14 protein-coding genes are annotated in these 12,697 nt (G+C 61.1%); 2 read left to right on the forward strand and 12 right to left on the reverse strand.

Translation table 11 applies throughout. The features are described from left to right. Positions 1 to 469 precede the first annotated feature (469 nt). Positions 470 to 1,237 (forward strand): replication initiation protein, encoded by a 768-nt coding sequence (locus KHO23_RS31485; RefSeq protein ID WP_211616501.1) that lies wholly within the window; start codon positions 470 to 472, stop codon positions 1,235 to 1,237. Between the two features lie 187 nt (positions 1,238 to 1,424). Here the strand turns inward: KHO23_RS31485 and KHO23_RS31490 are convergent, their stop codons facing one another. From KHO23_RS31490 to virB11, 9 genes are all read right to left on the reverse strand, one after another. Beyond that, positions 1,425 to 2,738: a DUF1173 domain-containing protein gene (locus tag KHO23_RS31490; RefSeq protein ID WP_211616503.1), complete on the reverse strand. Its 1,314-nt coding sequence runs from the start codon at positions 2,736 to 2,738 to the stop codon at positions 1,425 to 1,427. 15 nt (positions 2,739 to 2,753) lie between these two features. Then, positions 2,754 to 3,284 carry a PH domain-containing protein gene (locus KHO23_RS31495; RefSeq protein WP_211616505.1) on the reverse strand — a complete coding sequence of 177 codons (531 nt, stop codon included), beginning with the start codon at positions 3,282 to 3,284 and terminating at the stop codon, positions 2,754 to 2,756. After that, complete coding sequence (locus KHO23_RS31500; protein WP_211616507.1) at positions 3,281 to 4,936, reverse strand: type IV secretion system DNA-binding domain-containing protein; 1,656 nt, start codon at positions 4,934 to 4,936, stop codon at positions 3,281 to 3,283. The genes KHO23_RS31495 and KHO23_RS31500 overlap by 4 nt, the downstream gene beginning before the upstream one ends. Positions 4,937 to 4,938: 2 nt before the next feature. Continuing rightward, complete coding sequence (locus KHO23_RS31505) at positions 4,939 to 6,399, reverse strand: hypothetical protein (protein WP_211616509.1); 1,461 nt, start codon at positions 6,397 to 6,399, stop codon at positions 4,939 to 4,941. 11 nt (positions 6,400 to 6,410) lie between these two features. Then, positions 6,411 to 7,010 (reverse strand): phospholipase D family nuclease, encoded by a 600-nt coding sequence (locus KHO23_RS31510; protein ID WP_211616511.1) that lies wholly within the window; start codon positions 7,008 to 7,010, stop codon positions 6,411 to 6,413. 222 nt (positions 7,011 to 7,232) lie between these two features. Beyond that, positions 7,233 to 7,886 carry a hypothetical protein gene (locus tag KHO23_RS31515; protein ID WP_211616513.1) on the reverse strand — a complete coding sequence of 218 codons (654 nt, stop codon included), beginning with the start codon at positions 7,884 to 7,886 and terminating at the stop codon, positions 7,233 to 7,235. Next, positions 7,877 to 8,224, reverse strand: coding sequence for a hypothetical protein (locus tag KHO23_RS31520; protein ID WP_211616515.1), 348 nt, complete (start codon positions 8,222 to 8,224; stop codon positions 7,877 to 7,879). The genes KHO23_RS31515 and KHO23_RS31520 overlap by 10 nt, the downstream gene beginning before the upstream one ends. Then, positions 8,214 to 8,939: a lytic transglycosylase domain-containing protein gene (locus KHO23_RS31525; RefSeq protein WP_236067071.1), complete on the reverse strand. Its 726-nt coding sequence runs from the start codon at positions 8,937 to 8,939 to the stop codon at positions 8,214 to 8,216. The genes KHO23_RS31520 and KHO23_RS31525 overlap by 11 nt, the downstream gene beginning before the upstream one ends. Before the next feature lie 31 nt (positions 8,940 to 8,970). Continuing rightward, a complete protein-coding gene (gene virB11, locus KHO23_RS31530) occupies positions 8,971 to 9,981 on the reverse strand; it encodes a P-type DNA transfer ATPase VirB11 (protein ID WP_211616519.1) in 1,011 nt (336 codons plus the stop codon). Here virB11 and KHO23_RS31535 point away from each other — a divergent pair. Beyond that, positions 9,956 to 10,273, forward strand: a complete 318-nt coding sequence (locus tag KHO23_RS31535) for a hypothetical protein (RefSeq protein WP_211616521.1) — start codon at positions 9,956 to 9,958, stop codon at positions 10,271 to 10,273. The two genes, virB11 and KHO23_RS31535, sit on opposite strands and share 26 nt — an antisense overlap. On the opposite strand, the gene KHO23_RS31540 is transcribed toward KHO23_RS31535, so the two are convergent. From KHO23_RS31540 to KHO23_RS31550, 3 genes are read right to left on the reverse strand one after another with little or no spacing between them, the layout of a single operon-like run. Beyond that, positions 10,243 to 11,490: a TrbI/VirB10 family protein gene (locus KHO23_RS31540; protein ID WP_211616523.1), complete on the reverse strand. Its 1,248-nt coding sequence runs from the start codon at positions 11,488 to 11,490 to the stop codon at positions 10,243 to 10,245. The genes KHO23_RS31535 and KHO23_RS31540 overlap by 31 nt on opposite strands. Before the next feature lie 2 nt (positions 11,491 to 11,492). Beyond that, positions 11,493 to 12,269 (reverse strand): TrbG/VirB9 family P-type conjugative transfer protein, encoded by a 777-nt coding sequence (locus tag KHO23_RS31545; RefSeq protein ID WP_211616524.1) that lies wholly within the window; start codon positions 12,267 to 12,269, stop codon positions 11,493 to 11,495. Positions 12,270 to 12,286: 17 nt separating this feature from the next. Next, positions 12,287 to 12,697: a TrbG/VirB9 family P-type conjugative transfer protein gene (locus KHO23_RS31550; RefSeq protein WP_211616526.1), complete on the reverse strand. Its 411-nt coding sequence runs from the start codon at positions 12,695 to 12,697 to the stop codon at positions 12,287 to 12,289.

The raw sequence follows: 12,697 nt of genomic DNA on the forward strand, positions 1-12,697 counted from the left end.
TGCGCGGTGCCGGATACGCTTTAGCCCATATGTGGGGAATTCCGGCGCGCGCATCGAAAGGCTGTGGTGCTCGAATGAACATCTACCGATGTCTGAAAATGGCATAGACCTCAGGCAGCGAATTCTGACGTTTTCCCACTGATTCCCATTTTGTAGAAAGCGGCTACACAGGCTGTCAAAAACCGTGCACTGGAAGCTGGCTTTGCGATGCGGTCGTGAACATGCATCAGGGCCATAAAGTTGTTTTGTGCACCCTACTCCTGATCGGCGAGTGTCCACAAGTCGCATGCACACTAGGCTGTCGTCCAATGGAATGGTGCAGTCGACTTCAAACAATGACACTGGCGCGGATAGCTGGCGAATTCTGACGTTTTCCCACTGAGCCAGTTTCTGACGATATCGAATGTTGACAGAATATACGCTGTCTGTCATCGTTTGACCGTGTCAGACCAAGCTGAGAAACGTCAGAATGAAAACACCATCTGCACTTCAAGAATTGCCCGATAGCGCTCTTTCGGAGCGGTTCGTGAACATGAGCAATGCTCTGACGCGTGCCGCGCAGGGTCTCAAACTGATCGAAAAGCGGCTGATTTCCGCAGCTATCGCTCAAAGCGACTCAGTCGAGCTACGCAAGCTGGCGGCCGCCTTGGGACCAAACGAGGGGTGGCGGGTAAAACTGTCCGCGCAGGAATACGCAGCGGCCTTTGCCGTCGACCAGCCGACGGCTTACGTCCAGCTTCGCGAGGCTGCAGAGTCCATCTTCAACAAGTACATCCGCACCGTAGAACAGACACGTCGAGGAGAAAAAGAGCGCAAATACCGGTGGGTCTCCGGAAATACGTATCACGAAGGCGAAGGGTGGGTCGACGTCAATTTCTCGCCTGAGGTCGCACCGTTCCTATTGGGCCTGCGCAAGGAATTCACAACCTACAAGCTCAAGCACACCGCCGCGCTGCGCTCCGTCTACTCGTGGCGCCTGATGGAGATGTTCGCCCAATATCGGGACACCGGCTTGGTCCGTATTAGCTTCGATGACTTTTGTCATGCGATGGATGCGCCCCCGAGTTGTGTCAAAGACTTCGGCCAGATGCGCCGGCGCGTAATCGACGTCGCCGTCGACGAGCTAACGGGCAAGGATGGCCTGCTTATTGAGTGGAAGCCAACCAAGCAGGGCGGACGAAAGGTCACTGGACTGGAGTTCCGGTTTAAGCCGAATCCGCAACTATTCCTTCTCTGACGCGAACGGATGACGCCCGACTAAGTGGGTAAACGTCAGAATAGGGGCTCCGGGCGCAGCGGAACCCCTACTTCGTTGCTTCGATAATCTGACGTGCGTCGACGCTAGTAGTGCATGGCCGGAACCTTTTTTGCACGTTCGCGCCTCCGTGGAGGGCTTAGCCCAACACGCCAGAGCAATGCGATCCTCATTTCCATGCAAGCTCCTGCGCGGCCGACGAAGCGGCCGCATCCGCCGCAGCGGCATTGCCTTTGTCCAGCGTCCTGCCGGCACGCGGCGATGGCTTCGCTTCACTGCTTACCGTCGGCGACGGCAGTTCCGGCATTTCTTCCCCCGCGCGCCAGATCCACGACGGCATGTCGCTTTCCTCGATCAGCGTCGTCAGCGCGTCTTCATCTTCCTGTTCCACACCGGGCGGCTGCACGTACAACGCAACGGGCTTCGGCGACACGTCAGCCAGCACCACGCACGCGAGCGGCTTGTTCTCCGCCAGGTTGTAGCGCAGCCCCTTCACGAAGCGGCGCTTCTGTGCTGTGAGCGCATCGAGCATCAGCTTGTCGTATGCATGTTCGAACGGGATCCAGTTGGCCGACACCACTATGACGGCCAGCGTTTCGATTGTCGCGATACCGGTAGACGACAGGCCGAACGTCGCGATGAAGACGAGGTGCGAGTCTTCAATGCTGTCCCACAGCGCCAGCTCGTTCACAAAGCGCTTCTGAAGGCGGCGGTGCAGATCTTCACTAAGCATCAGCGGAAAATCCGGCAGGTGCTTTGCGACGATCTTGAAGCCATAGCGCGACTCGGTGATTTCCTTTATCTCGCCGATCGCAATCATGAGCTTGCGCGTCTTCTTGCTGGTGGCCAGCTCGGCCATGTGCGCGATGCGCCGTTGCGTGATGCCCCCTGCGCGTTCCGTCGAAAACGACTCGGGCACGTACAACGATCTGCCAAGCGGCTCGCCTTTCGACACCTTGCCGGCCGCGGCCTGCAGGAGGAATTTACGCACCACGTACCAGCTGCGCTTGCCGGCCATCGCCGGATACCAACGGTTCAGTGCTGCCTCTTCCCACAGGTAATGCAGCGTGCCGCGCAACGTCAGCTTCGCGCCATCCGTTCTCACCGTGTCGGCCGCAACGCCCGACGGTGCCGGCGCTGTACGTCCACCCGTCTTCGAGAGGCTGAAATCGAGCCTGAGTGTCGTGATGCCATCCTCGATGTTCTCCTGAATAGCCTCACCTTTGACCTCGCCGAGGCCTGACAGCTCCGCCGGCGGCTCATAGGACGAACAACGGCCTGGATCCGACGAGTGCGCGCTACCCGTGTTCGGCATGCGCTTGATCGCGTAGTGCTCGCCTACCTTCGCGACGTACATCGGGACGCCAGCCGGCGTACACATACACAGAGGCCGAATCTTCTCGCCATGCGCATCGGCCAAGTACGTCTGCAGGTCATCGGAATTAGCCGCGACGATCACATCGTCAAATCGATATTCATGCATGATGCTCTCCACGTGTCAGACCCGCCCCATATTCACTTCCCGAATACCCTTGTAGTCGCGCAGCGCGATCGCAGCGCGGTTGAGCGCGTTACGCATCTGTTCCGCGTTGACCATGCCCGGCAGACACCAGCGCGGGTTGTTCGAATCGCTTGTCAGGATGACGACCATCCCCACGTTAAACACGCGCTGCCACCACGGATGAAGCGAGATCACATCCTGAATGCGGAACAGCTCGAGGCTCGAAACCTTCCGGCTCAAAATTCCCTGTCGGCAGGTAATCCGCTCCATGTCGATCACGATTTCCGTGAACGCCGTTTCGACGAATACAAACGCGAGCCGCGCCAGGCAGACCAACACAGGCGCAATAACTATGACGGGAGACACAGTCCACCTCGAGGCTGCCCATGAAAAGACGACGGCCAGCCCACCGATCGCGACGCTGGTGCCAAACAGGTCCGGCACGTTGATAAGCTGCGACGGCGTGCCGTGAAAAATCACGGTGGGTCGGGTAGATGCCGGCATGAGGTTGGTCGTGCGCCCGGTCATAATTTAATGGCGCCGATAATGATTGCGGGTGTGCCGCCACCCTCCGGCGCAGGCGCAGGATTGACCGGCGCGGGGACCGCGACCGACAGCTGGGCTTCGCGGGGCGGCGCCTCGATGTAGGCAGGCACGCGTACCGGATAGTCGCGCGCACCGAACCTGATTTTCGCGAGCGGCCAGTCCTTGCCGTATTTCAGATAACCGTTCAGGTCAGGCAGATTCGAGAGTTGCGACGACGTGACGACGAGCTCCGGATCGCGCTTGCGCTCGCGTGTGTTGATACGCCACTGGCCCTGCACACCGATCGGGTGGCGCTCTACTTCGTGCCAGCCGATCATCTCCGCAACATTTTTGGTTGTCAGTGCGTTGGCCCCTCCCAACGCAAGCAGACTGCGAAAACACGAGAGCGTCGCTTTCGCAGGTAGATCTCCCAGTTGCTGATGCAACTGAATCAGATCCTGCAGGTCCCCCACGACACACAGGCCATGCTTGCGCCCCTTCGATACTGCAGCCTCGAAACTGTAGAGGCGACCGAGGGATGCCAGTTCGTTCTTGAACACCCACAGCCGCCGGTCGAACGTCGGCGCCTCGCTCAGAATCATCGCGTAGATCAGGTCGAGCCAGACGGGGATCGTCGGGCCGAGAGCCGTGCGCTGATCCTCGCGCCACGTAATCCAGATGTTCCCGCCGTTCTCGTCACTCATCCAGCGCCGGATCGAGAAATCGCCATCAGGAATGCGACGCAGCGGCCGGATGTACTTGTTCAGCGTAAAGATGATGCTGGCCGTTGCCCTATCCGCATCCTTCGCGAAGAACCCTACTGAATCCGTATCCTCAAGGTACTTTTGCAACACTGGGCGCTGCTCGCGCACCAGCAAATCAGTGAGCGTCACCATGTCGCGCATGTCGTCGCCGGCGAGCTTGTTCATCGTGTCCGCGAGCAGCGCGCGTGCATAGCCCGCCCACTCTTCGGCCTGATCGCCGTTCTGCGGCGGAATCGCCGAATGTGCGAGCCGTTCGAAGTCGAAACCGTGATCGACCTCGTTGAACAGCGACCAGCCGACGCACCGGGCGTCGTACGGGTTGATCACGATGTCGCCGGGCAAATAGAAGCGCGACATGAGCGAGCCGTTCGGATCAACCACCACCATGCGGTCATCGCGGCGCAGTGCCGATGCGATCAATCCATTAATCGCCTGACTCTTGCCGGAGCCTGGCGCACCCACGACTATCAGGTTCTGCGTTTCGAGATCCGTCGGCATCTCGACACCACAAACGGCGACTGGCACGCGCGGCGCATCGCCATGTTTCACGGCCTGTTTGCGGTACTCGTTGTTATGTCGCGCGATGCGGCTGCTCAGCTGGTGCCGGTTTTCCATCTTCGTGCCACGGATAAACCTGGCATACCGGTAGCCTTCGAAGCCATTGAACAGGTATTCGTGGCATGCCCATGCGGCACCCGCTGCAAGCGCCGCACCCGGCACCGCACCCCAGAAAAGCAGGGGATCATGCACGGCCGCAATGAAGCCGTGAATGATTCCCGCAGGAAACGGCAGCGGCGGATACCCTGCCAAAGTGAAGGACACGCAAAGGCCAAGAACGAGCGCGAGCACCGCGCCCGTCCACTGCATCATCACGATTTCGTGCTTTTGCATAATCAGCCGATCCCGTGCCCTTCACGTTGCTTTCCCGGCCTGACGGCCTCCTTGGCCCGCTCAGAGACTGCCTGCTTGCCGTCCCGCGTAAAGCCAGCCGACTCGCGCAGGTTCCCGAAGAACTCGGCACGACGCTCGAGTTTTTCATGCGCATTCAGCTCCGCAAATTTCCTACGTGGTCCCGCCTCTGCGCGCACGACGCTGGCACCTTCCACCTGCTGTGTCTTGCCCGCATCAGCCGACTTGCCGGCATCTGGAGCGCCCCGGTCGGCGGCATCCTTCGTTTTGTTCCGACCAAGTTTCTTGAAACCCGCAACCCCGTCGACGGACTTCTTTGCCTCCGGCGCCTGGCCGCTGTTCTCAACTGGCGCAGCTGACGGCGTTCGCTTGCCGGTTCCCATTTCGATGACATTCGACTTTTGCGCCGCCGACTTCTCCGCGGCCTTCCCTGCTACCTTCTCGACCGGCGCCGTGCTCTTCCCACTGCCGCGTGAGAAGAACGCATTGCGCGCAGCTTCGATCGCGGCCTTGTCAGATGTCGCCGCATCCGGTGCTCTGCCGGCGCTGGCCTCTTTCGCTTCACGCAGCATTTCGAGTGTGGCTTTGGCCTGTTCAGCACTAACCCCCGTGGTCTTCGCGACCGTGTCGACCGTCGCTGCAAATTTGGCCGGATCCTTCAATGTCTCCAGAGACGTATCAATACTGGCGCTCTCTTTCGCGGCCGCTCCCGCCCCTACCTCTACCGCGCGTTCTGCGCCCTTCTGCACGATCTCCGCGACGGGCTGCGCCGCGGTCTTCTCCGGCCCCTCGATCGCGCGGCGCACCTGCGCCCGTAATGCCTGCTCTTGTGCATCGAGCTTGATCTCCGCAAGCTCCAGCTCACGATTGCGGGCTTCCAGCGATTTCGCCCAGCCATCGAGCGTCTTGGGATAGGTGTGCGTGGCGCCCTTGTCGTCGACGCGCGCCTGCGCTTTCGCGAACATATCGGCAACTTCCTGCCGGCTCCACTCACGCCGCACATTCAGGTCCTTGTTCGCGTGCAGGATTTCGGCGGTCTTCCACGCATCGATCAACGCAAGCTTGTTCAGACCCGACAGAAGCGACGCCCGATCGGTAATCTGCTCAGCCCGCTGTGCCTGCTCGACTTCTTTTTCTGCTAACGCCTGCTCGAGCGCGCCCCGCATCGCGGCCGTGTCGATCAGTTCACCCTCTTTCAGTCCGAAGCGTTTCTTGAGCGCTTTGGCATCGGTCGCGAGCTGCCTGTCTTCACGGCGCTGCTGGTCCTCGCGCTCAACTGCCTGCGCGACCGCGTGCGGCTCCCTTTTAAGCCAGTCCTGCCGGTATGCGAGATTCTTCTGGCGGGCCTCGAGACTCGCGCGACGCTGCGCGAGCGCCTGTTCCTGCTCCGCAAGCTGTTGCTGACGCTCCTTGTCGCTAAACCGCAATACGGTGTCTTCAAACATAAAAACCTCCGTCAGTTCGACGCCTGCCCGGACCAGGGGCGCCCTTGGTTAAACCGGCTTTGCCAGTGCTGCTGATACGCCTGCGCGACGACCGGCACATGCCACATCACCACAGCGTTTTCGCTGTTGTACCTGGCCGCCGACGTCGTGTAATTGAAGCTGCCCGTTTCGACCGATTCACCGTCGATTACCATGAATTTGTCGTGATGGATCGGATACACGTCGATCGTCCGGACACTGACGCCCGCACCCGACAGCAGATCGAGTGCGACGCGGCCTTTGCCGCTGCGATCCTCAACCAGATTGCTCTTCCGATCGGCAACGACCGCTACGTCAACGCCGCGCCGATGCGCGTCGATCAGCGCCTGCACGATCGCCGGCGACGTAAAGCTGTACGCCGACAGGTGGACAGAGTGCCGGGCCGTGCAGATGGCTTTAAGTACGAGACGTTCGGCAGAACCTTCCGGCGAAAACCCCGTGTCAATCGCGGGACCGTCAGGGGCTACGCATGCGGCCTGGGCACCGCTCGAGTACGTCAGAAGGGGAAAGCCAACGACCGTCAGCGCCGCCGTGACGACCGCAGACATGAGAGGGCGATGGAGTTTGATCATCCTTGCCCTCACCTGCCCTGACCCAGTAACTCGACGTGCTTCGCGACGGCGACGTCAACACTGGGAAAATTGCCCTGCGTCTCGCCACCGTGCCAGAGAATGTGTCTAGGCTTACCCTGAATAATGCAGCTGGCAATTCGCCATCCAGTCGGATGAACCAGTTCATACGGACCAACCCGTGTCCAGCCATGCGCCGCCGCGTAAGTCATCCCCGCCACCCTGTTAGTAATGAATTCGTGTCTGGAACTGGCCGGCCTCGTACACGTCGACCGCATTCGACGATTGCGGCTGTTGCCAGACGATGTGGTCATACACCGTGACGGTGACTGGGTCGCCGTCGTATCCACCACCGTCACGCCCATTTCGCCAGCTCACCGCTGACGCATCGACCGAGGGATCGCCATACACCTGATACGCACCGACCTGGCTGCCCACACAGGCCTGCGGCCCGTAATACGCGTATCCGCTACTGAGATCCGCCACGGAAGGCTTCGGCGTTCCGACCAGTGCGAAACCACCCATGCCGCTGTACGGACGGGCTCCGGCCTTGCGTTGCCCTTCGGCCACCCAGGCGCCAGCCGCCGCGGCCGTTGTGCCAGCAGGGCACGGATCGTAAGGCGTGTTGTTCTGGCGGACGGTCATGTCTGAGTCCTTACACTGCGGCCAGCCGCGGCCGTGGCGGAGATCGTCCATCAGATGATCCATTGCCGGTCCGCAGGTAGACGGCGCCCACGGCCCGCCATTCGATGAGGGGTTGCCCAGACAGATCACAATGCGGCATCCGTAGTCGTCATCGGCACGGGCCATGCCGGCGTGACCGCCAGCAGCGAGCACCGACATCACCAGCATCAGCCTGATTCCATTTTTCATCGCCATACCCCACCCCCTTCCAAAATAGGAGCCCTGCGCCCGACCCTCATGGTTCGCCAGGCACTCCACGTGTTGCGCACGGCCAGACCCAGCAAACAGAACGGCGACGCAGCCACCGCACCCAACCACATCAAGGCAAGCACGGGCGGCAGCAGGACCCAGCCGCCGCTCTCCCGCACCAGCCGGGCCATCAGATAAAAGGACATAGGCACCATGAGCGCCGCGAATTGCGCGCCGGCCCCAGGCTGGTGATGCCACCATTGGGACGCCGCCACGCCCGCCGTGACGGCATAGCCGTCCAGCACCAGGGCGGCAGCAAGCATGCGAAACTGGTTACTGGTCATCGACGGCTCCAGACGCCTTTACTGCCTTGCGCGTATCGCTCGCCTGCCCGTTGGCCTGACCGTCTTCGTCGTCGTCCCCATAGGTCGTGAACCAGTCGTCTTTGGCCGCAGACTTTGCGGCGCGCTCCGGCCGTGCCACCGCGCGTCGCGCGGGTCCACCTGCAGGGCGAACGTCCGGAACAACATCGATTGGCTGCGCTCCCTGCACACCGGACGCCGGGACGGCAGTCGCCACCTTTTGCGCGTATGCGGCACCCCGCGTCAGATCGCCGCTGTAATAGCAGGAGAGCGCCGCACGTACCGCGTCATCAGCCTGCGCAAACTGCGGTTTCGCGCGGGCGTAGCACGCTTTAAGAATCGCGGCACCGGTCTTTAGGTTCGCGCAGGGCTCGAAAATGCTCTCTGTGGTCTGTCCGTAACGCGCCAGATTGTGTACGTTGACCTGCACCAGTCCCATGCTGTAATTCCAGCCTCCGGCGTCGAGCGCCTTGACGGTGGCCAGCGCTTCCGGAAGGTTCTTTGGCTGTCGCGCAAGATGACCACCGACGACGCCGATCGCGAACGGATTGCCGCTGCTCTCGACTGTCGCCACGCGCCCCAACAGCGCGTGATGAACATCAGGGGCGCACTCCTGGGCCAGCGAGACAAAGGAGGCTGCAACCGGCGGGGAAGCGACCTGCATATCCGCTTGTGACGCTTGCGCGGACAGCAGCATCACACCCAGCGCCAGAGGCGCGACGAGCGATTTAATGGGAGACATAGAGCACCTTGCTGATTCCCCGCACCCCATCGTCATAGCGATGCATCTGCACCACGACATCGATGAGACTGCGGGCATAGTCGATAATCTCGGCACGCTGCAAGGTCGAACCGAAGCGCATGACCATCTGCGCAAGCCGTTCGAACATGTGTTCGGGGCTGGTTGCGTGCAGCGTCGTCATCCAGCCGCCGTGACCGGAATTGAGCATTTCGAGCGCGACGTATGCTTCAGCGCCACGCAGCTCGCCCGGAATCACGCGATCAGGCGACAACCGCAACGACGCTTCCATCAGTTCAACTGGCGTCACATTTGCCGTGCCCTGATTGCCCCGCGAATACAGCAGGTTCACCGTATTGGCCTGCGGCGGGCGCAGCTCGCGCGCGTCTTCAATCGTCACGATCCGCTCAGCCGGCGATATCTCTTTCAGGAGCATGTTGATGAACTCCGTCTTGCCAGCAAAAGTCGGTGCACTCACAACGATGTTCTTTTTCGCCTTGACGGCGAGCCGCAGGAAGGCTGACCAGTTGCCGTCGCGGTATAGCATCGCCAGCTTCCTGCCAGTGTCTTCCGCGTCGGGCAATGGTTCATTGACTCGCCTGAAAGCACCGCTCTCCTCGTAGTACTGCATCGTCAAATCAAGCGTTGACGGTTTGCGGATCGCAATCGCGATCGTGCCGGGCGGCACCGCAGGGGGTTGGACAACCTGAATACGGAAATCGCGATTCCCCGGCCCAGTCAGTTCCGAGGGGATCGAGGCCGCGAGAAGCGGGCGCTTCGCATCCGTCTCCTGGTCGGAGTGATGCGCCACCAGCTCGGCAAAGTCCCGCAACGTGCTTTCGGTCAATACTGGCGTATCCACCCGCTCCATGAAACGCATGCCCTTCCGGCCGGCCCATACGACGCCCGGACCATTCACAGCGATCTCCGAGACATCGACGTCATCAAAGAGCGGACGGATGGACTCGGTGCGATTGAAGAATGCCGGCACGATCGACATGTCAGCGCCCCCGGATGCGTTCGGCGCGAGCCACCGCGCCGGCCTGCTGCACGGACGGACGATCGAGGCACACCTGCGCATCGAAACACTGGCGGGCAACGGCCTTAAGCTTTGCCTGCGCGAGCATCAGATACCGTCCGTCATCCCGGGCGAAATCCCTGAATATCTGTGCCTGCAACGCGTCGGCAACCGCGTCGTCCAGCTGGCGGCGCAGTTCGCCTGCGGCGACTTCGCATTGAACGTGCGAGATATCCGTTGTCATCATTCCTCCCCGTCGCCCGATTTGCAGTAGTCGGAGAAGTCCAGCTCGTGTTCGACCTGAATGCGCACGCGCGTGCCCTGGTCGTTTTTGAGTGTCGGCGGGATGTTGACGTAGCCGCCCAGCAGCTGCTGCGAAGACTGCGCCATCGACTGCTGCACCCCCGCGCGGTACATCGCCATCGAGTTGTTCTGGTCTGACGACGACACACCGTAGGTCGATGAACCCGCGCCGAGCAGCGACAGCGCCGCGCTCATACCTAGGATCTGGCCAACGTGGTTATCAACATCGGCGTCGATGCCCGCCGATCCGAGCTGATCGGCAACCGGTGAGTCGACATGGATCTTGACGCCATCCGGGCGCAAGGCGACGGCGCTTGCAATGAAGGTTCGTTCCTGCCCCTTGCGCACAGACGAATTCGGTTTGCCTGTAATGCGCGTGCCCCACGGCAGCAGCGCAATCCTGCCCTGCTCCCCATAAGCATCCCGATCCAGCATGATCGTGATTGAACCTGGCAGGTCCGAGATAATGCGCGGCACCAGGTGGCCCTCGAGGATGGCCCCCGGCTCCATCTTGCATTGCAGGTTGTCGATCTTTTGCGCCTTGGACGTAGAGTCGTCGGCGCTCGAAACACTGCGCGCGAAGGCCGAATTCGGATCATTCGGACCGTCACCGCCAGAACGGCGGCCCAGCCCTGCCTCACCTTGCTGTGCATCAGCGGAAGCGGCACCTGCATCGTCCGAACCGTCGCCCCCCGTGTCTGAACCAAACAGACCCGACTTCATTCGCGCCTCGTGCATTGCCTCGGCTTTTCTGCGCGCCTGCTCAGCTGCTGCGGCCGCCTGACGTTGACGCTCTGCAGCCCGTCGCGCTTCGTCCGGATCCACGCCCGAGCTTGCCGCTGGTGCCAACGCAGCTGCCGCCATCGACGCCGGAAGTTTCTGCCGGCCAGCATCCAGCGGCGCGGCCTTCGTCGTGTCTTCGTCGATCTTCGGCTTGTCTGAACTGCTCGATGGCGCCGGCGCATCATGCTTCATCGCGTAGAACCCACCGGCACACAGCAGGAACAGAATCGTGCCGGCGACCGTGAAAAAGGTTTGACGCCGGCCGCGCCCCGGATCGGCCGCGAGCGACGTCTGACGCAGCGCATCAGCTGCACGCCGGCGCTCGTTCAGGCTGTCGCCTGCATCGCCCGGCTCGCCCCCTGGCTGCCCGCTGTCACGAGGCAGATCATTCGGGTTATCAGGCATATTCAATTTCCGCCTCCCCAGGGTGAGCGCTGCGCCTGTGTCGCCGCACCCTGTTGCGACCGACTCACACACAAGGTGCGATCGCCATCGCGCAGGGTAAACCGGTCAGCCATCTGCTCGACCACCAGGTACGGGCCTTCCCTGCGCATGGGCGCAAGCGCCTCGGTGCCGTCCCGGTCAACGACATAAATGCTCGGCTTGGGCTTGCCGATGGTGGTCAGAAAGTAAGTGAACTGACCGTCGTCAAACACGCGCTGCAGGCCGAACGAATTTTCGTCACCCGACACCTGATAATTCTTGTTGACCATGCGCGGCTGCGAATAGGATGCATCAGAGACGCCGCCCGAATCGTCGCCCCATCCATCGTTTCCGTCGGCCGGATACAGGAAGCGCACCGCATAGGTCGCGCGTTCCGGATTCTTCGAACTGGACAGGCGGAAGTAATAGACGTGGTTGCTGGTCGTGACCGTCAGATTGGTTCTCGCATCAGGCTCGACCGGCTTGAGCACAAGATGATTGCGAAACTTCAGAACCTGCCAGCCGATCGAATCGCCGATCGCCTTGTTGAGGATCTTTTCCCCAGGCGCAAACTCGATCGTCGTCGCATAACCATAGACACCGGTGATTTCGTACACCTGATTCGGATCGAACTGAAGCTGGCATACCCGGTTGTCCGTGATCACGCAGCGTGGATTTTTGGCCGCTTGCGCATTCACACCCATAACGGCGCACGCAATACCCACTGACCATGCCAGCATGCCGTGGCGAATCGTTTTCATGTCGTTCCCTCTCCTGGTTAGTACGCCGAGGGCGTCACGAAATGCACGATATGCGCGGCCTGCAATGCATCGTCAATCGACGCTATCTGCAGGTGGTAAGTGCCGCGCGTCGTCGTGACATTCAGCCCCATCTTTTCGCCCGGCCTGTCGGCCGTCACCTGCAGCGTGTCGCCAGTTCGCTGAACATGAAAGACCGGTGCCGTGCTCTGCGCGATGGCCTTGATGTGTTCGTCGCGCGGAAAGTCAATCGCCAGCAAGGTCCTGTCAGCAACGGTCAGGTCGTAGATCTGATCCGGCATGTACGGCAGGCGCTGCACATTGCCTTCCGTTCCCCGCAGGACCGGATCAGCAGCCGTTACTGCGTGAGCCACGGCCGACAACGCCACTGCTATCGCTACTGCCGTCAAGGCTCTCCTGACTGTTCGCAT

It is taken from the genome of Paraburkholderia haematera, from assembly GCF_905220975.1.
Classification (GTDB): Bacteria; Pseudomonadota; Gammaproteobacteria; order Burkholderiales; family Burkholderiaceae; genus Paraburkholderia; species Paraburkholderia haematera.

Excerpts from the sequence above, each read along its gene's own strand:
- KHO23_RS31485 (WP_211616501.1), top strand. The coding sequence starts at position 470 with ATGAAAACACCATCTGCACTTCAAGAATTGCCCGATAGCGCTCTTTCG.
- KHO23_RS31540 (WP_211616523.1), bottom strand. The coding sequence starts at position 11,490 with ATGCCTGATAACCCGAATGATCTGCCTCGTGACAGCGGGCAGCCAGGG.
- virB11 (WP_211616519.1), bottom strand. The coding sequence starts at position 9,981 with ATGTCGATCGTGCCGGCATTCTTCAATCGCACCGAGTCCATCCGTCCG.
- KHO23_RS31490 (WP_211616503.1), bottom strand. The coding sequence starts at position 2,738 with ATGCATGAATATCGATTTGACGATGTGATCGTCGCGGCTAATTCCGAT.
- KHO23_RS31520 (WP_211616515.1), bottom strand. The coding sequence starts at position 8,224 with ATGACCAGTAACCAGTTTCGCATGCTTGCTGCCGCCCTGGTGCTGGAC.
- KHO23_RS31525 (WP_236067071.1), bottom strand. The coding sequence starts at position 8,939 with ATGCTGCTGTCCGCGCAAGCGTCACAAGCGGATATGCAGGTCGCTTCC.
- KHO23_RS31550 (WP_211616526.1), bottom strand. The coding sequence starts at position 12,697 with ATGCGAACAGTCAGGAGAGCCTTGACGGCAGTAGCGATAGCAGTGGCG.
- KHO23_RS31505 (WP_211616509.1), bottom strand. The coding sequence starts at position 6,399 with ATGTTTGAAGACACCGTATTGCGGTTTAGCGACAAGGAGCGTCAGCAA.
- KHO23_RS31545 (WP_211616524.1), bottom strand. The coding sequence starts at position 12,269 with ATGAAAACGATTCGCCACGGCATGCTGGCATGGTCAGTGGGTATTGCG.
- KHO23_RS31495 (WP_211616505.1), bottom strand. The coding sequence starts at position 3,284 with ATGACCGGGCGCACGACCAACCTCATGCCGGCATCTACCCGACCCACC.
- KHO23_RS31515 (WP_211616513.1), bottom strand. The coding sequence starts at position 7,886 with ATGGCGATGAAAAATGGAATCAGGCTGATGCTGGTGATGTCGGTGCTC.
- KHO23_RS31500 (WP_211616507.1), bottom strand. The coding sequence starts at position 4,936 with ATGCAAAAGCACGAAATCGTGATGATGCAGTGGACGGGCGCGGTGCTC.
- KHO23_RS31510 (WP_211616511.1), bottom strand. The coding sequence starts at position 7,010 with ATGATCAAACTCCATCGCCCTCTCATGTCTGCGGTCGTCACGGCGGCG.